The sequence below is a fragment of the Haloarcula sp. NS06 genome (assembly GCF_051122755.1).
GTDB lineage: Archaea > Halobacteriota > Halobacteria > Halobacteriales > Haloarculaceae > Haloarcula.
This window is the reverse complement of sequence record NZ_CP184844.1, coordinates 2,850,753-2,875,061: the sequence shown is the minus strand read 5'-3', so window position 1 is coordinate 2,875,061 and position 24,309 is coordinate 2,850,753. Positions and strand designations below refer to the sequence as shown.

Here is a 24,309-nt window from a genome sequence, read left to right as displayed (position 1 = left end):
GAGAAAATAAAAGCTGTTCGCTGGGTCCAGTGTTCAAAGCGCAGGCCGCGGGATAGCCCCGTTTTACCTGGGATGGTGCTGCCCTCTACAAGAACACGGATCAACCGGTCACGTTCACCCAGAGGTGGACTTCCCGGTACGCGGTCGATTGGGCCACAGTCTCAGGCGGTGAGCCACGGTACAGCAGGTACTGGAGCCGAAGTCTCTCCCCAGTCATCTCGGGCTCCACCTCGTGCTGGCGCTGCCAGGTCTTGTTGTGTCCCAGCGTCGGCTGGAAGCGCTGTAGTTCAGATCGCTCCCGGACCTGCGTCTCATTCCCGACGCGCTCAACGCGTTGTAACTCGACGATAACGGTGTACTCCGTCCGCTCGTGTTCCTGATTCCCAATACCGACGATCAACGAGCGACCTTCGCCCCGCTGAAACTCCGTCGGATAGCCGTCAGCGACGCGCTCGCCGTCTTCACCCTCTGTCAGCAGGTAGAATTCGCTGAATCGCTCACCGTCTTTCGGCACCGTGACGGCGTATCCGACACTGGCGGTTGCAAGCAGGATACTCAGGACTAGCAGTACGTTCAGGGCAGCGTCAGTCCGCGAGGCCGGCGAGAATAGCTCTTCACGTCCGGCACTAAGCCACGCGCGATACGGAACGCGGAACCGTTCATCGGCGGGCAGCGCCCAGCGTCGGACAGCCGCGACAGCGGTCAATACGAGCGTCAGTCCACTAAGCGAGACAAGAATCGGAAGCAGGCGGATGCCCCATGGTGTGAAGTTCAACACCAAGCCGACCAGGGGAACGAGAGCGATGCTGAGCCCGAACGAGAGTGCGGTCCGTTCGATCCCGTCGATCCCGTCCGCTTCTGGGTTCGAAACGGTTTCATCGTCGGCACTGGGGCCACTCCCAGCTTCTGGAAACAGCGCTGCGATGAACGCATAGCCGGGGATGAAAAGGACAAACACGAGCCCGGCGATGATGCGGACCGGCGTGTCGGAGACGACCGGCAGCAAGGCAGCCAAATTTGTCAGGACCACAACGCCGACAACGCCTGCTAGATCAGCCGGGAGGTGGCGGAGCTGGCGCGGCAAGAGTAGTTTCCACGCCTGGGTTTCAGCCATTGGGAGTGTGTCATATCGGCACGGTAAAAAAAATAGCTGATTGCTTCGCCTTCCGTCTCGGTCTATGGCTGCAATTGTCTCCGGTAAGCTAATCGAACGCATTTTACCAAACCGGGAGAATAACTCAGTGTGCTTCGGAGCCAGTCGTGGGTCGTATTCGTCACTCTGGCAATATTAGGGCTTACAGCGGGCGCTGGTGGGGTGGCAGCGATGGGAACCGACGACGGGGGTCCGGCTCTGAACCGTCAGGTGGAGACGCCGGCGGACAACAACGAGACGCAACAGAAAAACCCGGATTCGGTATCGAACGGGGAGTACAGCGACGAAACAGCCGGCTGGTTAGCTCGAACGATGGGCGGACAGCTGGAAAACAGCAGTATTGCGCTGTCGAACGCCCAGTACGACAGGGCTCGGTCGGTCCTCGGCGACGACTACGACAAGCGTCTAGAGCAGTACGTCGAGGTTGCTGGAGACACGTCGTCGGAGACGGACGACACCGCTGCAAAAGAGTTCGAGGCCGCGCGCGAGAACCAGCGAAACCTAACGAACGAGGTCCAGCGGTATCGGCAACAGTACGCGGCATATCAGACAGCACGCGAGCGCGGTAACGAACGCGAAGCCCGCACCACTGCACGGGCGATGGAGCGAACGGCGTCGAACATCAGCGACAGGAGCAACGAACTGAATCAGAACCTCGACCGGATCGAGAACACCACATCTATCGACCTGTCTTCGGGACAGGCCGAGATCAACGAGACGACAGCGAACATCACGGCGACACAGGCAGTCATCCGTGAAGAGACGCTCGTCGGAACGACACTCACGGTTCGGTCGATAGACTCGACCGCATCATTCAGTGACTCCGGAACGGTCGCCGGCCAGATACAGACTGAGAATGGCTCGGTCATCGCGGACGAGGCGGTCGAACTCAGGATCGAGAACCGGACGCGGACTGTCCAGACTGATTCGAGCGGCGTATTCGAAACGCAGTACCGGCCACGTTCGGCCAGGCTCGGGTCGCAATCCATATCGATCGAGTACGTCCCAGAAACTGACTCGGTGTACCTGTCCGACAACGCCACGTTCGTGATTACCGTACAACAGGTGGCCCCGGACCTGACGAGCGAAATCGCACCGGATTCGGTGGGATACGGCGACCGACTCAACGCCACGGCGTCCGTGACAGTCGCGTCGGACGATGTCGATGCGGTCCCAGTCGAGTTTGCTATTGGTGAGTCTATCGTTGCGCGGACGACGACCGGACCGAACGGCACCGCCACAGAAACGATCCGACTCCCGGCGACGGTAAACGACGGGGAGCGTCAGGTCATCGCCCGGGTTCCGTATGAGGACCGAGCAATTGCAGGCGTCCAGTCGGAAACCCCTGTTGTCGTCGTCGAGACTCGAACAAACCTCTCAGTGAATGCATCACGCACGGATGACGGGGTCCTCGTCAGCGGGAAACTCCAGACTGTTGCTGAGGAGGGCCCAGTGGTGGGTCGTCCGGTACGCCTGCAGATTGGTGCTAGCGGAACACAGCGGGTCGAGACGAACCGGAACGGGTCGTTCCAGACTGTTCTTGAGGATCCGCAGAACAACGAATCAGTTACTGTTACCGCCACATACGACGAGCCGAGGGCAAACCTCGGTAACGCGACTGCAACGGCAACGCTGGCGGCCGGGTCCGGCAGTGGCGACCCACCGGTCGGCTCCGATTCGGATACTGATCTATCAACTATCGATAAGCTGGTGGCGATACTGCTCGGCTCCAACGAGAACCCAGTAGCAGCCTTCGGGAACGGGGCTATCGGCTACACTTGGCTGCCCGTCCTTGGTGGCGGGGTAGCGCTTGCAGTTGTCGGCGCGGCCTGGTTTGTCGTGTCACGGGTCCGCCAATCCCGGGAAATGGACTCGCCTGATCCGGCCGAGACGGGTGATGCATCACTGACTGACCCTGATCCGTCGGCGACGTCGTCAGATGAACCGATGCCGACGTTCGAGGACCGCGTCGGGATGTATCTGGACAGCGGGAACTACGACGCCGCAGCGATGGAAGCGTACACCACAGTTCACGACGTGCTGGCAGTGGAAAACGGGATTGACGAGGGGGCAACACACTGGGAACTCCTCCAGCGGAGCCAGGAGCATGGCGTCCCGGAAGAACGGATAGCAGATATCGAAACGGTGGTCGAAACCTTCGAGACCGCAGCGTTCGCGCCGACATCAGTCGAGCCGTCACGGGCTGAAGCAGCTGTGGAGCGCGCCCGTAAGATCAAGTCGAACGGGAATCACTGACTGTCCACTCGCCGGTTCGAGTCTCTGCTGTGGCCCGAAATCAGGTTTGGAACTGCTGTCTTCAGCGCTCAGCGGCGGAAATGATAAAAAGAATATGCGTACCGTCTGTCGAGTCCGGTAGTGGCAACTCTGCAGTCGTGGTTCGTTGGTGTCGGAACAGTCCTGCTGGTCCTGTTTGTCGGGATCGGCGGGTCAACAGCCGTCGCTACTGACAGTAACGAGACGCCAATACAAACCCAGACAGGGGCTGTGAATACGACTCTCGACGTTCAGATCAGTCCCGGATCGATTTCCTACACGAACCCCGCTACCATCCGCGGGACGTTGCGGACGGCGAACGGGACGCCCGTCGCGAACGAGCAGGTCAGACTCGAAGTCGAAAACCGAACACGACTCGTTGAGACCGATGGTAACGGTTCGTTCGCGTTTCAGTACCGGCCCCGGTCGGCACGGACCGGTCCCACTGACGTTACGGTCCGATATACTCCGGCCCAATCTGCGGTGTATCTCGGTGACACGGCAACCGTCGCTGCCAGTGTCACGCAGGTGACCCCGACGCTCACCCTCGACCGGTCACCGACCCGTCTCGCTACCGGCGACGAACTAACAGTCACGACGGCAGTGCGCGTCAACGGGGAGGGTGTGAGCAATGTCCCGGTCGAACTACGCATCGGTGGGGCGCTGTTCAAACGCGTGGTGACCGGAAGCAACGGGACGGTGACGACCAGCATCAGGCTGCCGCCAAGCGTATCGACCGGTGAGCAAACCGTCACGGCCGTGGTTCCGTATGAGGGCCGTGCGGTTGCTGGCAAGCGCGCGACCGCATCGATCATAGTCGGCCCTGAGGCGGCAGAGTCGTCGGCGACCGTTGATACCTCGGGTGGCTCAACGGAGCCGTCAGGGAGTAGTCCCCAGCCGCTCGTGTCGCAGATCCGTTCGTTCTTCACGGTCCCGGTCATCGCTGCACTGCTGACCGCGATTATCCTTCTGATTCTTGAGGTCATCTTTCGTCGACTTGGGTTGTTTTCCGACGCTACCCCCCAGTCTGAGGGGACAGAGACGACCGTGAGGGCGGACACCGACGAACCACAAGCCATCGAGTCCACCGACGACACTCCCACATCAACTGACAGTCCGACGGACCAGATGGGGAACGCTCTCGCGGCCGGCAAGTACGACTCAGCGGTCACGATGGCATACGAATCGGTCGCCGATGACATCCGGGCTGTTGCGGACTTTCAGAACAGTAAGACGCACTGGGAATTGCTTGCATGGTGTGAGGACAGCGCCCTCGACACAGATCAGGTCGACGCGGCCCGGACCGTCGTGGAGGCATACGACCGCGCGGCCTTCTCGGCGGACCAGATGGACCGTGCCAGTGCGGAAGCCGCAGTCGAACACGCTAGGGAGTTTCAGATCGACAGCCTATCGTAAGCCCCGACTCCGCCGGCGGAATGCGGTAACTATCTTACACCCACCCGCTGTAGGACCCGGCAATGAGTGACGGCCGGACTGGACGAGTGCTGCTCATCGTGGCTGTGCTGGCCGTGGCAGCCGCGGCCCGACTGACGACGCTCCACTGGACACCACTGCCCTCGACGCTAGACGGATTCGGTTACGTCGCGCTGGCGAGAGACACGCTTCGGACGGGGACCTTTCCGCTCACACGGTTCCGCGCGGACAACATCGTGTTTACCGCTGTGCTGACGGTCGTCGGTTCGCTCACCGGTGAACGGCCGCTGTACATCGCCCAGCTGGTCGTCGCGGTCACTGGTGCGGCATCCTGTCTGACGGCGATGGCGCTAGTCAAACGCCTCGCGCAGTCGAGTCGATGGCGACACTCGCGCACGACGCTGGCGATGGGCGTGGTCGGGATGGGGCTCGCGGTGGAAGGCATCTATCTCCGGCGCACCGGACAGACGGACGAGGAGGCACTGGCGTTTCTCTTGCTTCCGCTGTTTGCGATTGCCGTTCATCGGTTGCTCACGACGGATCGATACAGGCGTCGATGGGGGGCAGTTGTGATCGTCCTGTTCGCTGCCTTCCCGCTCCTGCACACGTTTAGCTCGCTCATCGTTGCGCTGGTACTGACGGGGGTGCTAGCCGCCTATCTCGCCGGTATTCCGTCGCGTCGTGATGCCGTCACCGCCCTCGCCGTCGTCGCGGGCTTCTGGGTGTATATGTGGGGGTACTACTGGATTGCAGAACGCTCGCTACTGGAGGTTCCCTACGTTGACCGTATCAGCGCGTATCCAGGGCTGTTCCTGGCCTGGGTCGTTGTGCTGGTGGCGACGCTTGTCTGGTTCCAGCGGACGAGCGCTCGCCTGCAGCGGGTGACCATCGGCGGCGCAGTCGGTCTCTGGTTCCTGACGCTCGGTGCGAACGCGTTACAGACCGTGTTCCCCGGGACACAGACCACGCCGATCGGCCTTTTGGTGCTTGTCGCGGCCTTTGCTGTCCCGGTGGCGTTTGCGGTCGTCGGCCTCCCGCGCGCGAGCCGTGATCGTCGGTTGATCGGCCCGGTCGTGCTTGCGCTGCTACTCAGCGCCAATTGTTACTGTGTACTTCTCGTTGACCGCCTCGCTGACGCCAGAGTACTACGGGACGGCGCTCCGCGGGCAGACGTTCATTCATCTGCCCGTGTTCGTGCTCGCTGGCATCGGCGTCGCATCGGTCGCCTATCGGCGGTCGCCGTCGCCGGACGGCGGAGTTGGATCGCCGAAGGCCCACAACCACCGACTCGCAACGGTTCTGACAGTTGTCGTCGTGGTCGCCGCAGTCGTAACGATGCCTATCGCGTTCGTCAATCTCGACACGCTAGCGTTCCCGACGGGGGCGACCGAATCGCAGTTCGCGGCCGCCACGTTCACCGCAGATCATGTTGACGAGCAGTGGGCTTCCGACCATCCGTTCAGCCGTATCGTCGACCTGTACTATCCGGGTTCAGCCAACGGTACGTACCAGCCGACCGCCCGGTGGCTCGGTGGCGGTGCGGAACCAAACTGCCCGACGCTGTCGCGGGCATCGTGGGGGACAACCGGGGCACATCTGTTCCCGGCCGGAAGCGAGAAGACCACGCCCGCGGCGCTGGAGGAATGGCGTTACGAGAACGATGTGGTCTATGACACCCGAGGGATCGACTCCGTGTACCTTGTTCGCCCCGGCGGGAACCGAACGAACTGCTGAGCGCACACAGTTCGATTGGCTCTCCACCCTCAGTCTCTCCCGTGTATGTAACCGTGGCATACAATACGGGGCCGGCAGAAAGGCCGACAATGACTGACCCCGTCCTCGTCGGTTCAGGGCTGTGTGTCACACGACGGGGGACCAAGATTCTCGACGGTGTCTCACTTACCGTCGGGTCCGACGCGGCGATGCTCGTTCAGGGGCCTAGCGGAGCCGGCAAGTCGACCCTGTTCAATGTCCTCGGACTGCTAGAATCACCGTCTAGCGGTCAGTTGGAAGTCGCCGGCCGAGACGCGAGTGCCCTATCCGAACGCCAGCGTGCCCGCCTGCGTCGGACGACGCTTGGGTTCGTTTTTCAGGATTTCCAGCTCATCGGCGACCTGACCGCCCGCGAGAACGCATCGCTCCCGCAAGAACATGCGGGCAACCGAGATCCCGACTGGCTGGACACGCTGTTCGAACGCTTGGGCATCGCCGGACTCGAACACCAGTACCCCGCGACGCTGAGCGGGGGCGAGAAACAGCGGGTTGCTATCGCGCGGGCACTCGCAAACCGCCCCGAAATTATCCTTGCTGACGAGCCGACCGGGCAGCTAGATCCGGATACCGCCGAATCGGTGCTAAACCTCCTGTTCAGTATGAAGGAATCGACGGAGACCGCACTTGTCGTCATCAGCCACGACCCGCAATTGGCACAGCGGTTCGACGAACGGCTGTTCATCCGCGGTGGCACGCTCGTCTCCGATACCGCCTCGGCGCCGGACGCGAGCCCGTCCACGGAGACGAACTAACGAATCGATGGGATACAGAAACGCCCTCCTGTTTCGCTGGTCCAGACGGGATCGGCTCACCGTCGTCGTCGTCGCCGTCACGGCCGCGTTTCTCATCGGTACGGTCCTGCTGTTGTTCACCGCTGTCACGTACTCGGAAACGTTCGCCGAGCCGCTTGCGAACTCCGGGACAGTCACCTACCACGACGCGGACAACGGCCCCCCGGAAACCGGCGAGGATGTCACCGTGCTCCCGACAGCGACGGCGACCACAGACGGGACCGACGTTCGTCTCGTCGGCATTCCGCCCGATACGCCCAGGGTGCTCATCGAGGGGTCGGCCCAGTGGCAGGAGGGTCGATTACCGACAATCCCCCATGGGGTCGACGGCCGGGGACCAGTTTCCCACCAACAGACCCGAACGGTCAGCGGGTCGAACAGCACCGTCTCGCTCACGGTCGTGCCACAGGAGCGGGGAACGAGGTTCCTCTCGAATCAGTGGTACGCGACGAACGCCTCGACTGCCCAGCGGATTGGCGTCACCGGCTACTTCGTGATCAACCACAGCCCGAGCGGGACCGGGCTCGGGAGTCTTCCGAGTGAGGGGGCACCGCTTGTCAGCGCGCTCCTGTATGTCCTCGGTGGTCTGGAGCAGGTTCTCTGGGCGCTGGGTATCGCCGCGGCTGCCGGCGGATTGCTGGTCCTCATCGTCGTCTATAACGTCACGCGGATGAGCGTTCGCGACCGACTCGATGCGATACGAGTTATCCGCTCGACCGGCGCGTCGGGGTGGCGCGTGGGGCTCCTGTTTACGCTCCGCGCTGGTCTCCTCGTCACGACCGGCGTCGTGCTGGGCTACGCTGTCGGACTCATCCTTATCAAGGCGCTCGTCAACGTCGCGATTTTCGTCGGCCTCCCAATCGCGCTTGATATCACTGTTACCGGCCAGAGCGCCACTGTCGTTGCTGGTGTCGCTGGAATCTTCGTCTTGATGGGGCTGGTTGCAGGCGCGCTTGCGGCCTACCCTGCGGCGACTCGTCCACCGGCATCTCTCGGAAACCGCCATACTCGATCCGGCCAGTCCGGGCAGTCGACGCTTGCGAGGCTCAGAAGCTGGGTCACACCGACGTTTCTCTCGTGGCGCTCGGTCGTGCCGACGGCGGCGACGCTGACCGTGTTCGGAATCACATTCCTGCTGGTCGTCTCGTTGGCCGGCCTTGCGTCCCCACTTGGCGGTGAAGCAGGCGGAACCGGGACCATCACTGAAGCCGGCGCGCCCCACCCGCTGAACAGTCGTCTCGATGCTGAGTACGCCTCGGCCCTGAGTGCCGACGGGACGCCGGCCAGCCCGGAGATCATCTACGCCCAGGTTTCGGACGGCCAGCCGTACATGGCTCATGGGGCGGAGTACGACGCGTTCGCGAACGTCACCGGGGCCACGCTGGTCGAAGGCCAGCGACCACAGCGACATGACGAGGCCGTCATCGGGAGCGACCTCGCACAGACGCTTGATGTCGAGGTCGGTGACGAACTGACCGTCAGTGGAAGCGTCAAGCCTGGGGTTCGCCGGGTCACCATCGTCGGGCGGTACGACGCCCCCAGAACGCTCGATGACCTGCTCATTCTGCCGCTTGACTCCGCAGCCGACTTGGCGACCGGGCCAGGGCAGGTCCATATGATTCGCGTCAAAGGCTCGGTCTCAGCTCTCGACGACGCCGACGGTGTCGCGGCCAACCAGTCGGGAGCTGTCGTAACAGGGCTGTCGGGTCCAAGTCGCGTCACGAAAGGTGACACAGTCAACCTCACTGTCGCCGTCCGGAACGTCGGCAACGAGCGGGTAGACCGGGAAGTCACAGTCCGATATCAGGGCGACCAGCGAACAACGACGGTGGCTGTCCCGCCGGGGCAGGAACGGACTAGTACTGTCTCTGTTACCGCGTCGGAACTGGGGACCGCAAACGCTACTGCCGGGGAATACACCCATTTGGTGACCGTCGTCTCGCCGAACGCGATCGAGATTCCGAGCCAGCTGCCGTCACAGGCCCCGCCCGGGTCGGGACTCTCCGTCCCTGTCGTTACGAAAACTGGCGAACGAGTTTCGAACGCCACCGTCACGGTGAACGGCCCGTCGCTCAGAACTGGGTCGAGCGGTGTCGCCGTCGTTCCCCTGCCACGCGAGCCGGGGAACTACACGATAACGGCCCGGTCTGGAGACCAGACGGCGACACACGACATTCAGATCGTCCGTGGAACCGAGCGGGAATTGTACGGGGAGCTGTCGATAGCTCCGTCATCGGGGTCGGTCCTGACGACGCCAACGCTCAGGGTCGGACTCGCAAACCCCTGGCAGGAACCGCTCACGCGCAACGTGGGCGTCATTGGTCCCGGCGTTTCCCGGAACCGGACCGTCTATATGCCGCCTGGAAACGTCACGCAAACGCGGTTCTCCCCGGACGGCGGACGGAGCCAGCCCGGAACGTACACCTATCGAATGACAGCCAACGGGACCACCCTCACCACAGCGGACTACAAGGTGACCGGCGACCGGCGGCTGGCATCGGCGGTGGCAAGCAGCGGGTCGTACGCGTCCGGAACACCAATTGAGCGCTCCGTCGAGGGCGTGTTCGGGAACGTCCAGTTGATTCTCGGCGTCCTTGTCGTCCTCTCGGCGCTGAGTACCGTCGGCAGTACCACGGCGACATTCGCGCAGGGAGTCCACGCGCGTCGGCAGGCTATCGGCATCCATCGTTCGACCGGCGCGACGCAGTGGCGGGTCTTGCGGACGATTCTGGCCGACATCGCTCGAATCGCGATTCCAGCGACCGGCCTCGCCCTTGGTCTATCGGTTCTCGCGTTGCAGCTGCTGGAACGGGCTGGCTGGCTCGTCTTCTTCGGCTTCCGCCTCTCCGCGCGGACGCCGCCAGCCATCCTTGCAGCGATATTTGTCGGCGGCGTCTCGCTTGCTCTGTTCGGGGCCCTCGTCGCAACGGTGCCGTATCTGACGGCCTCGCCGGTCTCGTTGCTCCCGAGCGGCGACCGAACACGGACGCCCGACGAGGAGTCGGCGGATGCTGGACAGCCTGGCGACGACTGACCGAGCCACTAGCCGGGGATCGGCTTGTTCAGTGGAAACCTGCGCCGTCGACCGTCGGTCGGAACTTTGACTGTCTACCGACAAGAACGCCGTAGTATGGCGACACGACAGCGCCAGCAGTTCATATACGGGCATCTCACGTGGGTACTTGGTACCATCCTCGTGTTGACCCTCCTGGATGCGCTGACGCTGGAGCTGTTTTTCGTTGTCTCGCTGATCGGATTTCTCGTTACTGTCGAACTGGTTGCACCGCAGGCCGTGTCGCCGCGCTGGCGACGGCGGCTCTGGTGGCTCATCGCACTTGGTCTGGTGGGCTTTGCCTACGTGGTGATCAAACGGATCCTTGCGATTCTACCGCCGGGGCTGATCTGATGGCACCGACACCGTCTCCTGACGATTCTTGGCTGCCGTCGGTCACTCTCCCACAGCTACTGCTTGCCACTTACACTGCCCTCACGGTCATCGCACTCGTCTACGCCGCGAGCACGTCCTCAGCAGCGTTCGGTGCGTATAATTCCAAGTGGGACGGGGCGGGCGAACTCCGAACCGTCGCAGTTGACGCCGGTGCAAACGTGACCGTCGGAACGAACGTAAGTCAGTATCCGACGAGTGACGCGGACGGCACCGTTGCCGTCGTTCTCTCGCCGGCCGAGCCGTACTCGTCAAGCGAGCGGACACGAATCGCTGAGTTCGTTCGAAGCGGTGGGACACTCGTCGTCGCTGAGGATTATCGCCCACACGGAAATGAGCTACTCGCGGCTGTCGGTGCAGATGCACGCTTCGACGGCCGCCCGGTGTACGACAACAGAAATTATTACCGGAACTCCTCGTTCCCGGAAGCGACGCCTGCCGGCGACTATCCAGAGACTACAGGCGTCGATACTGTCGTCCTCAACTACGGGACGACTGTCAGAGCCGGCAGCGCGACGACGCTCGTCAACACCTCTGAGTATGCCTACCTCGACAGTAACGGGAACGCCAACCTTGACGGCGAGGAGCAGTTAGCGTCCCGACCCGTCGTCACGAGCGAATCGGTCGGCGACGGTCGAGTTATCGCTGTCAGTGATCCGAGCATCTTCGTGAACGCAATGCTTGAACGTGGTGACAACCGACGGTTCGTCCAGAACATCGTCGCCAATCACGACACGGCCCTACTGGATTATTCACGCGCCAGTAGTGTCCCGCCAGTGGCCGCTGCCGTCCTCGCTGTACAGCGGTCGGACGCGCTGTTGCTGTTCTGTGGCGTCGTACTGGTCGGGGCGCTGCTCGCGTACGACCGCCGTCTCGATGAGTCTCTCCGTGATCGACTCAGCGAATACAGAGGTCACGAGTCGGACCCGCACCTGTCCCGAGACGGCGTGGAGACCTATCTCACAGCCCGGCATCCGGACTGGGAAGCCGCACAGGTAGAGCGAGTAACGGAAGCCATTATTAAACAGCGGTCCGAACGTCAGCGTAATGACTGATCCGTCGGTACTGTACGACCGTCTCAGAGAGGAGACGGAAACAGTTCTTATCGGGAACGAGCAGGTTCTTCGGCACATTACTGTTGCCATGCTTACACGCGGCCATGTGCTTCTTGAGGGGGTCCCCGGTGTCGCGAAAACGACGATTGCCACGCTCGTCGCCAACGCGACGGATCTTCAGCACTCTCGTGTTCAGATGACGCCTGACCTGCTCCCCGCGGATATCACTGGAACGACAGTGTATCACCAGCGAAACGGCGAGTTCGAACTGCAGAAAGGCCCAGTGTTCACTAATCTGGTCATCGCTGACGAGATCAACCGCGCCCCGCCGAAAACACAGAGCGCGCTGCTCGAAGCGATGCAGGAAGGGCAGGTGTCTATCGAGGGGTCGACGCTCGAACTTCCGACTCCGTTTACGGTCGTTGCGACAATGAACCCACTCGAGATGGAAGGAACGTTCAAACTCCCAGAGGCCCAGCGCGACAGATTCCAGATGAAACTCGTCACTGAGATTCCCGACTCAGAGGAGGAGCGCGCTATCCTTGACCGGTTCGACGCAAACCCGACGCTCGATGCGGACTCTATCTCACAGGTCATCTCTCGGGACGAACTTCTGGACGCCCGGACAGTAGTCCCTGAGACACACATCGAAGACACAATCAAAGAGTACATTCTTTCTATTGTCGGCGCAACGCGAGACCATCGAAACGTCATTCACGGCGCTTCACCGCGGGCGACCATCGATCTACAGAATACAGCCAAGGCGGTCGCTCGTCTGAATGGCCGAGAGTACGTCATCCCGGACGACGTCAAAGAGATGGCGCTCCCGGTGTTGCGCCATCGTCTCATTATGAACAGCGACGCTGAACTAAGCCAGATCAGCGCCGAAGCGGTTATCGAAGAAATTCTCCAGTCGATCACGCCGCCCGGGTCCGACACCGACCACAGTACGGGTACCGAGACAGCGGTCGGCGATGGCGGGACGAAACGTGAGTTCGAATAGCGATCGGACCGCAGTTAGCTGTTTTCTGGGATCGTGGTCGTCTCTTTTTCCGGGGTCGCCGCGCTATTGGACTGCGCCGATGGTTGTTCGAGTCCGTCCCACGAAACGGTCACGACACCGCTGAACCGCTCGTCATCACGCGTGTCGACGGTAACCGGCCGGTCAAAGCCCGTGGCAAACCCCACCGCGAGCAGTGATACCACCGGATGATCTAGCTGGTGAATATCGCCGAAGGCAGGATTGTCAATGGCAATAGAAGCGGTTCGGCTCTCGCCATCAATTTCGATCGTTGTACCGTCGACAAGTTCGAACTGTTCGGACAGGGCCGCAGTCAGCCGTGTCGCTATTGAATGGGGGTCGTCATCGGGTTCACCCGAGAGCGTTCGCTCGAACTCGGTGTATAGCCGGCCACCGGTCGGAGGGAGCGATATGCCCTGCTCCGACTCGACGCCTGTGACGAACAGCTCTCCCAACTGCTCCGGGTCGGGAACTGCGTACTCGACGTGCTGTGGAACGAACAGGCGTGCAGTCGTCTCAGGGCGGGATGCTGTTGGGACATACACTGCCTCAGTTTGGAGTTCAAGTTCGCTGACGAGTTGCTGTTCGATATCGGCCAGCGTGTCAAACACAGTATCACTGACTGACGCAGAGACGAATCGCTCGGGAGTGAGATAGAACGTGACGATGCCGGCGAACACACCGGTCCCACCGAACGCGATGAAGATGGTTTGCAGGGCCGGAAAGACGAACGCCGCTATGAGGGAGAGACCACCGACCGTAAAAAAGCCTATCGCGGTCCGTCTGAACGTTGCTCGCTTCGCATGCACGTATGACTCGCGCAACCGGCGATTCTCCTCCCGCAACACTTCTAGCTCCGCTTCGAGTGTCTGACCATCCGGTACAACATCGGTCTGTTGGTCGCTGTCATCAGCTGATGCGTCCAGTTGCGAGGGCTCGGGTTGACTCATAGGAAATCACGATCCGCAGCTACGTCTTCAGTCACGATGTCGAGTTCTATCAGCAGATATCGGTGAAGCAGATAGCCGACGATAGCAATCCCAACGAGGAGGGCGGACCCGACCCTGAGGGGATCTAGGTTCAAGGGCCCGAGCGACAGCCAGGAAAGACCGCCGAGCAGTGGAACGACAAGCGCCACGAGGCTGCCAGCGACCCGACTGTCGGGTATCTCAATAGTGACTGAAAGCAATGCGAGGAACAGGCCACCTTCGACAAGGACGAGGGGTATAAGTGACGGTGCATCGACTGTGATAAGCGCTATCTGTCCAAGCACGACGGCGAGAACGGCTGCTCCGGATAGGTAGAGACCGCCGAGGACAATACCGATGAGGCCAAGCCAGACCGGTCCACTCAGGACAAGTCCGCCTGCCGCGATGCCGATTCCCAGCAGGCCGAGCACGGTAGTCGGTGATCGGAGCGACCGTTCCCTCGCTAGTGCCATACTCATACGTATTCCCCTTGGTCTGTGTTCGCTGGGCTGCCAGACAGAATAGCCGAGATCTGGTCCGGCGACCCGACCTCGTAGGCCGTCACTGCGTCGATCTCGTTCAATTCGCGCCGGAACTGGTCGAAGGTCCGATACCGTTTGTAGGCGGTACCAAGGTCAGTGAGAAGGTCCGTATCGAAGGCCACTGCGGGCGTAATAAATACGACGACCTCCGTCGCGTTGCGTCTTGCCAGTCCAACTGTGTTCCGCAGTTCGTTCGGGTTGCTGTCGTCTGTACAGATGACCAACAGGTCCGCGCTACGTATCTCGTGTGGTGCCGCTTGCAACCCGTTGTACAGTGGTTGGTCTGGAAGATGTTGCTTTGACCCAGCAGCGTTCCGATACGCTAGCAGCGTCGCTTCTATCGGTGATTGTGTGCTTGTCGACGGATTTACTCTCCCTGTCTCCGTTCCGGTGTGAGTCGCTGTTGTGATAGCTGTTGCCGGTGTCTCAGTTTCGGTGTCCAGGTCATTAATCCGATGCTGACACGACCTGTAAACCTCGGTTCTCGCTACGGGGACTCTCGAGTCTGTCACGCCTGCGTCATCAATGGTTACGTACCCTAACGGGTCACGGGTCGTTTCGGCACGCTGCTGGAACGCCGCGGCGACCGCTTTGAGGTGCTCTAGCTTCGTTTCGCCAGGTGCACCATCACCCAGCGTCTGACGGTGATCGAGGATAAGTACCACACTACGGTTACTCTCGGCTTCGTAGTTACGGACGTGCGCCTCGTCTAGTCTGGCAGTCGCCTTCCAGTCGACGTATTTCAGTGCGTCACCCGGAACGTATTTTCGAATCTCCTCGGCTGACAAGCCACCTGTCCGCCCGCGGGCATCGTGCTCGCCGACACCGCGTAGCAACTGTTTCCCACCCTGGCCAACGTGAATCGGGCCGACCGACGGCGACTCGACTGCTATTTCGGGGCCGGGAGCCGTCGTGAACGACTGGGTAAACAGCCCGGTGCCGTCACTGACAGTCACCGTGGCTCCGGGAACGGTGTAGTTGCCAACAGTCTCCCAGGTGAGCGGGAGTGTCACTGATGACGACTGCATCGATGTACCGAGAGTGATGTCTGGAGAGGGACCCGCTTCCATCTGCGCTGTGAGTGGAATCCGTGCTTCGATGGAGAGCGGCAGGTGATCGCCGGCAGCGTCAACCGATGCGTCGAGTGTGTACGTCGTTTCGGCGCCGGTCCGTATTCGGGACCGGTCGAGCGACTGGCTAACTGTGAGTTCGTCCTCAAGTCGTGAAACGCCACGAACGAACGCAACCTGCATTGCGAGCAGCCAGCCTGCGAGCGCGACGGCTCCGACGACTAAGAGGGGTGCATCGAGCAGCCCACCACCTATGACGAGGCTCCCGATAGCAGTGAGCGTGAGCCAGAACCGCCGGGTAACACGCATTACCTTCTGTTACTGAATCGAGCCCATTGAAGATACCGACAGACACAGCCAGGGACTTCGGATATACACCCGATCCAATATCGAAATCGATATTGATATTTGGAGAATTACTTACTTACCTTCTAATCGAAAACATTGGGTCATAGATGACTCAAGGGTCTATTTTATCCCGGTTTTTGCGGATTTGCCTGAAGGAGACTTTTGGCCTCAGTTTTAATATTGAAACTGGAGATGCAGGCACCCCTGCTGGAGCCCATCGTCTCACGGGCCGATGGCTCCGTAACGTGCCGGTGGTTCGTGTCGGTGCCATCGTCCTCATCACGGGGCTACTCGCCGGTGTCGTGTTTCCAGCTGCCGGAATATCGCCACAGGTGAACACCGCTAGTGGTGGTGGGGCCGATACGCCAAATGTACAGCAGGCACAGGCCGATGTGAACGCCACCGATACAGACGAAGACGGACTGTCGGATTCGCTAGAGCGGTCCACTTACAGCACCGACCCGACCGACGCGGACACGGACGGCGACGGCTATCCGGACGGCATGGAAGTCCGCTGTGAGCAGGCTATTCCGGATGCAGACCCGCTGCGAACCGATATCTATGTCGAAGTCGATTCTACCCAGTCAACGACGCTCAGCGACTCAGTCCAGACCTCTATTGTTGAGACCTTTGAGAATGCACCCGTTTCGAACCCGGACGACTCCACCGGGATCGACATTCATCTCGTCACGGATGATACTAATCTCTCGACCAACGGAACAGTCCACTCGAAATCCCGTGCTGGTTCCGGGAACGATATCTACGACTTCCGAGCCAACCATTCGGAGTACAGTTCTGACGGCTATTACTACGTCTTGCTCACCGATGACGTCGCCTACAACGGTGACGACTACTTCGTCGGCGCGGGACGACCCGAAATCGCGGCGATGGAGCGGTTCGATTCGACGAAGATCACCGCATCACTGTTTATGCATGAATTCGGGCATGCGATGGGGCTCGACGCCTATCAGGACGGTATCGACAAGGAGCGCTACTCCCAGACAGAGTACGATAGCGTGATGAACTACAACGGGCTGTACAGACAACTCACCTATTCGAACGGCACCGACAGCGTGGGTCGAAACGAGTGGGAGTTCGTTGCTGAGAACCGAACGCAGCCCGACGTTGTGTGTGCGGAGAACGGGACGTGCTCTAGCAGGTGTACGCAGAACTGATTAGTGCACGAAAACGGCAGTCAATGATTAGGTGCTGTCTGCCAGCATACTCATGAAGAACGACCCGAACACTGTCTGTAGCCCGAGGACCACGACTGTCGAGGCCAGTAGGGTCGCCGTGGCTGACGGTAACGCCGCTTCGCCGGCGAGCAGCCACTGTCCAAACACGCCCCCGAGGTACAGAATTCCGGCTGCAGCCGCGAGGATACCGATTGACGCGCCGTGCTCCAACTGGAACTGCTCCCGTATCATACCGACAAGCACGCCCTCCGGCTTGTTGATCGGGTTCGCAGCGATGGAACTGAACAGCGCGAGCGTCCAGACCTGATACCCGACGATTGCCAGCAACGACCCGCCGACCATTGTCTGTATTCCGAAGTTGACGCCACCAACCGACAGCTGGGCAATTGACAGCGACATCAACACTGCCCCAGCAGAGACAAGCAATAGAGCTGGATACGAGAACAGGTAATCCGGCGCGTTCACGAGCATGAATCGGACGTGTCGCCAGCCGTCACTGAAACTGTCGAGCGTTTCCTCGCCTTCCCGCTCGTGGTAGATAATCGGAACCTCCTCGATGGTGAGATCGTTCGCGCCGGCCTCCATGATCATCTCGCTGGCGAACTCCATCCCGGTCGTCTCTAGCTCTAGCGTTTCGAGCGCGTCCTTGGTGAACACACGGAAGCCACTGTGTGCGTCGCTGACACCGGCTCCATAGAACGTGTTCAGGAACCGCGTCAACAGCGGATTGCCGACGTATTTGTGCAGCGGCGGCATCGACCCGTCACGGATCTCTCCCTCAAGTCGACTCCCCATACAGATGTCCGCGTCGCCGTTCTGGACCGGCTCGAGGAGCTGTGGAATCATCTTAAAATCGTACGTCGTGTCGGCATCGCCCATCGCGATGTACTCTCCTCGTGCCTTGTCGAACGCGTAGCGATACGCATAGCCATAGCCCGGTTCGTCAGGTGTCACGACTGTCGCACCCCGCTCGCGAGCTAGCTCCGGAGTCGCGTCGGTCGAACTGTCGCTTACGATAATCTCAGTCGGGACGCGCAACTCCGAGATCGCGGTCTTGATCCAATCGATACATTCTACGATCCCTTTCTCCTCGTTGAGGGTGGGCATCACGACGCTCAAAACCGGCCTGACTTCGCTCTCCGGCGTGACAAGAAACTCGTCTGCAGTGCTGGCTGTGATCCCCCGTTCGTCCGCTTGATTTGCCTGATTTGCTTGTATTGTCATTCCCGTACCTCGGCTGTAACTGGCGCGTCTAGTGGCATACGCTCTCCACTCCCCTGAACGGCTTTCGGTGAATACGGCTAGTAAGCCCCATTTTATTTGATTTCAGTGGCTAACTTCTGATAGGTACCGCGTGCTTCCCACACAGGATGTCATGTCAAAGCAGCATATAATAAAGCTGTTGGGTAGGATAACCCATCATTAATAACAATAGTTAGCATGAGGCTTCCCTATTCTCCTCTGAATGTGCACAATTTCTTCCGACCATGACGATATTGTGGTGTAGACACCTATCAATAGAGAACATTATTCACGTACTAATGTACGTTGTGGAACAGACATCTATCAAACTAGTGGACTATCTCTGCAGCGGGTATCATTTGCAGACATTCAAACACTACAATACAATGACCAACAGGGCGGCCACGTTTGCGGGAATCACACTACACCGGAAGTCTAACGAGAGACACAGAGAAGTGGTCCCAGATATTGTCCACGGTCGGAAAAATTTGCCAACTTGGATAGACGCACTCTGGAGACAACCACTTGACTCCGTGTGTCAGTCGACGACTCTAGGGCTTCATAATTGCCGAGCGGCTTACACCGGGCGGCGAAGTCGACTCCGTATCTCGCCACCAGCAGCGTGTAGCCGTGGCAGTCGGTCCTCCAATGCACTGACCAGCGTTGTGACGCTTAGTCCAAGGACGTACACGCCTCCTAAAAGCATGATAACTGAGATGTCCTTGCTGAACTGAAGTGCCCCACGTATCGATGCCATATATGTACATATCCAAGACGAGTATAAGTCGTTGCGGCCCAATTATTAATATTTGTAACTGGGCGAGCACTGTCGTCCCGAGCCGTAGATTTAAGCTGTTCTATGTGCTAATCAGTAACATGGCTACAGACCAGTCCGAGGGGGCCAGCCTGCCCGTGCCACCGCTGGAGAATACGGCGTTTTTCTCCATCGAGGACGATGACGGCTACGTCCGTATCGAACAGTCGCTAGGGAATCAGGTCCTGTACACGCCCAATGAGGCACGGGACATCGCTGAATCCATTCTCGATGCTGTTGACGAGGCTGTCGAAGAGGAGTAACCCATCGCCGGCTGTCGGCCCTGTTTTGCTGGAAGGCGAGATGGTTTGAACACGGGCGGTCCAGCATCAGATATGACAGATGCAAGCCACCGGGCGGCGGTTGCCGAGCGAGCGGCCCGTGCCGGCGGTGTCGTGGCCCGCGAGCAGTTCCGGGGCGACCTCAGCGTCGAGTCAAAGGCAAACAAGAACGACCTCGTCACGGAAACAGACCGCGACGCCCAGCGGCAGGTCGTCACAACGATTCGAGCGGAGTTCCCTGGTGACAGGTTCCTCTGTGAGGAGGACCTCTCGACGCTGGCCGGCCCAGAGGTCGACCGCGATGTCGAAGGGGTCGATAGCGTCCCTGACAGTGGCTCCGTGTGGGTCATCGACCCGATCGACGGGACGGCGAACTACGTCCGCGGAATGCGCTTGTGGGGGACGTCCGTTAGCGCCGTTGTCGACTGCGAATCGGTCGCATCGGTGACCTATCTCCCCTCGTACGGTGACCTCTACGCCGCCGGCCCCGAAAGCGTGACGCGAGACGGGACTGAACTTTCCGTGAGCGGACGAACCGACCCGGAGACCTTTGCCGTGGCCCCCGTCGGCTGGTGGGACCGTGATGACCGGGACGAGTTCGGTCGGCTGTGTAGCGCTGTCGGTGACCGCTTCGGCGACATCCGGCGCCTGGGTTCGTTCCAGGCAACGCTGGCCCACGTTGCTGACGGGGCGCTTGAGGGACTCGTTTGCACGCGCTCGATGGCTCCCTGGGATACGCTCGCCGGCGTCCATATGGTTCGACAGGCTGGCGGCACGGTTACTGACCTCAATGGTGAGCCCTGGACCCACGACAGTGATTCTGTCGTCGCCTCCAACGGTGAGGCACACGAGGCCTTCGTGACGGCCGGCAACGAAGCGCTCAGGCAGGACTGAACACACTTTCGCCACGCAGTTCAGTACCACGCGGAACTCCGCGCCACGCACACGGGACCGGAACGCTAAAACCGCCTGCCACCGGTCACTCGGCCATGGATACGTTCGAGCGAGCCGTCGATGAGTACGGGCCCGGCCAGCTCTGGGTGGGCTCTTTCGTTGCAGTCCTCCTCGTCGCGGTCGGCGCTGTTACGGCCGCTCCACAGGCCGTCTGGGATCGGTTCCTCTGGCAGTACTTCTGGGGGCCAGTGTATGCCGACGCCAAGTCGGCCAGCTGTGCCGAAATGACTGCATCCGGCCCACAACCACTGTACGATGGCTGTGCGGCGGCCATCCAGGAGGGACGGCTCATCGCCGAACCGGGATACACTATCGTCTCTGAAATCGGGTATATGTTGATTCTGGTGTATATGCTCGTCGGCGTCTACTTTCTCCTCGAGCGACTGGACATCGCCGAAGACCCGAAGCTCTACTTCGCGTTTGTGCCGTTCATGTTGCTCGGCGGTGCGTTGCGGACCGTCGAGGACGCAACTGACCGCGCGGTCGACGCCGGAGTCACACCTATCGTCGAGTACCCGCTCAGCTCGCTCATCATCAGCCCCGTGATTTACGGTACCGTGTTCTTGCTGACGCTGCTCGTCCTCGTCGTCTGCGTGGACCTCGAACGGCGTGGGGTCGTCGACAGCTACTACCGGACGACCGGCGCTATCGGCGGGGCCTTTGTCGCTGTGACGCTCCTGTATCTCACGTTTGTCGCCCTCACCCGTGAGTACGCAACGCTGTACCCGTCAGTCCTCATCACGACTGTCGCACTGGCGTCAGCGCTGTCCTACGGGCTGTACCGGCTATTTGAATCTTACCGCCCGGCGATGAACGACGGCACTGGCTATATCGGTCTGCTGGTCATCTGGGGCCACGCCATCGACGGTGTCGCGAACGTCCTGCTGGCCGACTGGCTCAACGCACTCAATGTACCGCTGACGTACTACCCGAAACACCCGGCCAACGAGTTCATCATCGCGGCTACCGAGACGCTCCAGCCGGCCGGCCTCTCGGCCGCTATCGGCACGTCATGGCCGTTCCTGATCGTCAAGCTCGCCGTCGCCTCGCTGGTCGTCTCGCTGTTCAACCAGGAATTCATCGACGACAGCCCGCGGTACGCACTGCTATTGCTCATCGCCGTTACCGCAGTCGGCCTCGGGCCGGGCTCGCGAGACATGCTGCGGGCGACGTTCGGTATCTGACGCGGTTGATGCCGTCTGCCCTCAGGGGAACGGATGATGATCTCGGTCGAGTCGTGATTCGAAGCCGAGGTCGGCCGGCACAGCTTCGGCCCGCTCGCCGAAGAACGAGTCACCGAAGAACAGCGGCTGTGCCGACGGACAGACGACCCGGACCGCCTCGAACCCGAGCTGTTCGAGGTCGCGCGTCGTCAGCCGTGTCCCGTACGGCGCGAGCCCCGCGTCGGCTGCCCGGTCACACAACGTCTCTAGCTCTTCCTCGCCGGAGAGGTCCGCATCAGGGCCAAGCGAGTCCAGCGGGACCGCCGTCTCCGCAGCCGCCAAGTCGGCCGCCTCACCGGGCGATTTGGCGTAGCGCCCGATAGCGCCCTGTGCGTCCATGGCTGCCTCGGGACCCATGCTGTCGAGTTCCATCCAGTTCTGAAGCGCCTCCTCCAGCGCGCCGACGGCGGCCGCACCCGGGTTCAGATCTGCGTCGGTCCCGAGTGCGAAGCGGGGCCACCCGTCCTGTTCCAGTGCGACAGTGATGACTGGCACGTCCACGTCCTGTGTCAGTAACAGCGCTGTCACGTCGAGGCCCTCAGATGTCGCCCGCCGCCGGAGCGTTTCGTATCGCTCGTGGTCGTCGACGGCCACCCGGAGCGGCTCGAACGTCGAGTACCACGACAGCATTGCGGCGTCACGCTCGATGACTTCGTACAGCCCGGTCAGCAGCGCCTCGGTGACGGTGTTTCCCAGCCCGAGCCCGGTCGTCGTTGCCGGTCTGACGGCGTTCGACGGCGGCGGATAGTGGACGGTCTCGGCAGGAAGTGACCGGTGTTCGTCGGTCAGCAGATTTTCGGCAGGAACCCAGGGGAGCACCGTCGATTTGTCCCACTCGGCCTCGTCTCTGACGAATGCATCAGGTGTAACGGCATCCGGAATATCGGCGACTGTCCCGCGCTGTAGATTCCCGTCTCGATAGACGCCGGCCGCGTACCGCTCGTAGTTCTCGCCCAGCGCTTTCATGAATGCTGTATCCCAGTCGACGGCGACACCGGCGGCCTTGGCGGCGGCCGATACGTCGCTGAAACCGGTGGTGTCGGCGAGCGTCGACAGGTAGTACGGAGCCGGGAACGATTCGACTTCGCCGACCTCCGTTGCAATACCGACCCGGTCGTCAAGGCCCAGCTCCGCCCGTGATAGCGCCTCGCTGTCAGGGGCTGTCTGTCGACCGTCACCGAGGGTATGGCTCTGTGTCCCGCCACAATCACAGCCCGGGACAGGCAGGAACCGCCGCTGGGTGTGTGGGAGTTCCGTGACAGTCCCGAAGAGGGCAGCGTCACCGTCGAGAAACTGGGTCACCAGTCGACCGGCCAGCGCCCCCGCGAATCGTTGCGTGGCTGCTGCCGGGGCTTCTGCGACTTCCTCGGTGTCATCGACCGTCGCCTCAACCCGAGCCCGCAGGCAGTCGAAACAACCCGTCTCAGGTCCGAATCCGCTGATCGCGGCATCAGTAATCGGGACACCGCCGACGCCGCCCAGTTCGACGGCGACCCACGGGCTGTCTTCGACTTTCGCCCGGTCGTGCCATGCCGCAAACGTCTCCGAACCGACGGTATCGACGACGATGACGAGGTCGCCACTGCTGTCCGCCGGTGTCGACGGCTGTGCTACTGAAACGTCGATATCAGCGAGAAACGCGGCAAGTGCATCGACAGCCGGTCCACGCCCGACGACTTCGACAGTTCGCATGCCGAAGCCCTCGTGGTGAAGGGAGAAAAACCTACGCGGCGAGGATGGACTGGGCCACGGAGGCCAGCTCATCCGGGTCGGCGTCTTTGAGCCGGTCGTCACCGAGCATCAGGCGGAGTCGCGGTCGACCCACGTCAATCGGGACCTTCTCAGTGTCGATGAGATTCATGTCTTCGAGTTTCGTCTTGGTCCGCGAGAACGTCGCCTTGCTCGCCAGTCCGACATCCTCGCCCCATTTGCTGATGTCGTACAGGAGTTCGCCGTTCCGTGCGGCCACGAGCAGACTGATGGTGACCTCGTCGAGGCCGTCGCCGTCGCCGCGGGCCGTCGACAGAGAGCTGAGAACATCGTTGAAGTCCGATGCGGTTTCCGGGCCGATATCGGATTCCAGCGTTCTCTGGACGCGGTTGAGCGGCGGCGTTCGGAGTGAATACTCGTCGGCGTCCGTCCAGGCTGCGTCGTAGTAGTCGTAGGCGTTGTCGACGAACGCCGTGTCATCGGTCCCGAGACCGCCGACCGTGTCGCTGATCGTGACGAGCGCGTACACCGTATCCACAGTTACCGCGACCGAGTGGTTCGGCACGTCGTCAAGCAGTCGCATCGTGAGCCGGCCCTCGTCGATGAGGTCGGCCGCGGTGCTCGCGACAAGGAAGTCGTCCATGACGTCTTTCAGTGCCCGCTCGTCGGCCAACAGCCGAACTTCTGGAGCGCCCGAATCTGCGTCTAATGTCGATACAAGCTCAGAAATGGTCCGTCGTGACGGGTTCACGACGTACACCGGCTCGTCAGTTGCCCCAAACACCGTGGTCAACATAGAACCGACGTCGTCTTGCAGGAGATTTTCGGTCATTGTCCCTTGCCAGTATATAGTGTACTGTTATATTTAATTTTACCGGCCATACTGTGTTGATTTCGCCAACAATCCGACAACACCCACCAGCGAACAGCGATAAAATATTGATCAATTATCCTAAGCAGAAGCCGCTTGCCTCACGGACTGAACCATCTGTTCTGCTCATCAACGCTGTGTAAA

18 protein-coding genes and 1 pseudogene are annotated in these 24,309 nt (G+C 60.8%); 12 read left to right on the top strand and 7 right to left on the bottom strand.

The annotated features are described in order from the left end of the window. Positions 1 to 100: 100 nt before the first annotated feature. Complete coding sequence (locus tag ACODNH_RS18690) at positions 101 to 1,114, bottom strand: DUF1616 domain-containing protein (RefSeq protein WP_434530780.1); 1,014 nt, start codon at positions 1,112 to 1,114, stop codon at positions 101 to 103. A 210-nt stretch (positions 1,115 to 1,324) separates the two neighbouring features. Between ACODNH_RS18690 and ACODNH_RS18685 the strand changes: the two genes are divergently transcribed. From ACODNH_RS18685 to ACODNH_RS18650, 8 genes and pseudogenes are all read left to right on the top strand, one after another. After that, a complete protein-coding gene (locus tag ACODNH_RS18685) occupies positions 1,325 to 3,409 on the top strand; it encodes a hypothetical protein (protein WP_434530779.1) in 2,085 nt (694 codons plus the stop codon). Positions 3,410 to 3,529: 120 nt separating this feature from the next. Further along, entirely contained in the window at positions 3,530 to 4,843 is a 1,314-nt protein-coding gene (locus ACODNH_RS18680) for a hypothetical protein (protein WP_434530778.1), read from the top strand. Positions 4,844 to 4,905: 62 nt separating this feature from the next. Beyond that, a pseudogene (locus tag ACODNH_RS18675) lies at positions 4,906 to 6,595 on the top strand (sodium:phosphate symporter). Between the two features lie 89 nt (positions 6,596 to 6,684). Further along, the gene (locus ACODNH_RS18670) at positions 6,685 to 7,386 is read left to right on the top strand and encodes an ABC transporter ATP-binding protein (protein WP_434530777.1); all 702 of its coding nucleotides are present in this window, start codon (positions 6,685 to 6,687) and stop codon (positions 7,384 to 7,386) included. A gap of 7 nt (positions 7,387 to 7,393) precedes the next feature. Beyond that, the gene (locus ACODNH_RS18665) at positions 7,394 to 10,459 is read left to right on the top strand and encodes an FtsX-like permease family protein (protein WP_434530776.1); all 3,066 of its coding nucleotides are present in this window, start codon (positions 7,394 to 7,396) and stop codon (positions 10,457 to 10,459) included. Positions 10,460 to 10,555: 96 nt separating this feature from the next. Then, entirely contained in the window at positions 10,556 to 10,831 is a 276-nt protein-coding gene (locus ACODNH_RS18660) for a hypothetical protein (RefSeq protein WP_306706889.1), read from the top strand. After that, positions 10,831 to 11,925, top strand: coding sequence for a DUF4350 domain-containing protein (locus ACODNH_RS18655; RefSeq protein ID WP_434530775.1), 1,095 nt, complete (start codon positions 10,831 to 10,833; stop codon positions 11,923 to 11,925). Before ACODNH_RS18660 ends, ACODNH_RS18655 begins: the two co-directional genes overlap by 1 nt. Further along, a complete protein-coding gene (locus tag ACODNH_RS18650) occupies positions 11,918 to 12,928 on the top strand; it encodes an AAA family ATPase (RefSeq protein WP_434530774.1) in 1,011 nt (336 codons plus the stop codon). Before ACODNH_RS18655 ends, ACODNH_RS18650 begins: the two co-directional genes overlap by 8 nt. Before the next feature lie 14 nt (positions 12,929 to 12,942). On the opposite strand, the gene ACODNH_RS18645 is transcribed toward ACODNH_RS18650, so the two are convergent. The 3 genes from ACODNH_RS18645 to ACODNH_RS18635 are packed head-to-tail and all read right to left on the bottom strand — an operon-like array spanning position 12,943 to position 15,835. Continuing rightward, on the bottom strand, positions 12,943 to 13,896 hold the full coding sequence (locus ACODNH_RS18645) for a hypothetical protein (RefSeq protein WP_434530773.1): 954 nt from the start codon (positions 13,894 to 13,896) through the stop codon (positions 12,943 to 12,945). After that, positions 13,893 to 14,393 carry a hypothetical protein gene (locus ACODNH_RS18640; RefSeq protein WP_434530772.1) on the bottom strand — a complete coding sequence of 167 codons (501 nt, stop codon included), beginning with the start codon at positions 14,391 to 14,393 and terminating at the stop codon, positions 13,893 to 13,895. Before ACODNH_RS18640 ends, ACODNH_RS18645 begins: the two co-directional genes overlap by 4 nt. Next, positions 14,390 to 15,835, bottom strand: coding sequence for a DUF58 domain-containing protein (locus ACODNH_RS18635; protein WP_434530771.1), 1,446 nt, complete (start codon positions 15,833 to 15,835; stop codon positions 14,390 to 14,392). Before ACODNH_RS18635 ends, ACODNH_RS18640 begins: the two co-directional genes overlap by 4 nt. 290 nt (positions 15,836 to 16,125) lie before the next feature. On the opposite strand from ACODNH_RS18635, the gene ACODNH_RS18630 reads away from it, so the two are divergent. Continuing rightward, positions 16,126 to 17,049, top strand: coding sequence for a hypothetical protein (locus tag ACODNH_RS18630; RefSeq protein WP_434530770.1), 924 nt, complete (start codon positions 16,126 to 16,128; stop codon positions 17,047 to 17,049). 27 nt (positions 17,050 to 17,076) lie between these two features. On the opposite strand, the gene ACODNH_RS18625 is transcribed toward ACODNH_RS18630, so the two are convergent. Next, positions 17,077 to 18,294 carry a glycosyltransferase family 2 protein gene (locus tag ACODNH_RS18625; RefSeq protein WP_434530769.1) on the bottom strand — a complete coding sequence of 406 codons (1,218 nt, stop codon included), beginning with the start codon at positions 18,292 to 18,294 and terminating at the stop codon, positions 17,077 to 17,079. 894 nt (positions 18,295 to 19,188) lie between these two features. On the opposite strand from ACODNH_RS18625, the gene ACODNH_RS18620 reads away from it, so the two are divergent. The 3 genes from ACODNH_RS18620 (at position 19,189) to ACODNH_RS18610 (ending at position 21,545) form a co-directional block, all read left to right on the top strand. Further along, positions 19,189 to 19,389, top strand: coding sequence for a hypothetical protein (locus ACODNH_RS18620; protein WP_434530768.1), 201 nt, complete (start codon positions 19,189 to 19,191; stop codon positions 19,387 to 19,389). 72 nt (positions 19,390 to 19,461) lie between these two features. After that, a complete protein-coding gene (locus ACODNH_RS18615; RefSeq protein ID WP_434530767.1) occupies positions 19,462 to 20,301 on the top strand; it encodes an inositol monophosphatase family protein in 840 nt (279 codons plus the stop codon). Positions 20,302 to 20,396: 95 nt separating this feature from the next. Further along, positions 20,397 to 21,545: a DUF63 family protein gene (locus ACODNH_RS18610; protein WP_434530766.1), complete on the top strand. Its 1,149-nt coding sequence runs from the start codon at positions 20,397 to 20,399 to the stop codon at positions 21,543 to 21,545. A 21-nt stretch (positions 21,546 to 21,566) separates the two neighbouring features. Here ACODNH_RS18610 and ACODNH_RS18605 read toward each other — a convergent pair whose 3' ends face one another. Beyond that, the gene (locus tag ACODNH_RS18605; RefSeq protein WP_434530765.1) at positions 21,567 to 23,276 is read right to left on the bottom strand and encodes a YcaO-like family protein; all 1,710 of its coding nucleotides are present in this window, start codon (positions 23,274 to 23,276) and stop codon (positions 21,567 to 21,569) included. Between the two features lie 31 nt (positions 23,277 to 23,307). Beyond that, entirely contained in the window at positions 23,308 to 24,126 is an 819-nt protein-coding gene (tbsP, locus tag ACODNH_RS18600; RefSeq protein WP_306706868.1) for a transcriptional regulator TbsP, read from the bottom strand. Positions 24,127 to 24,309: the final 183 nt, after the last annotated feature.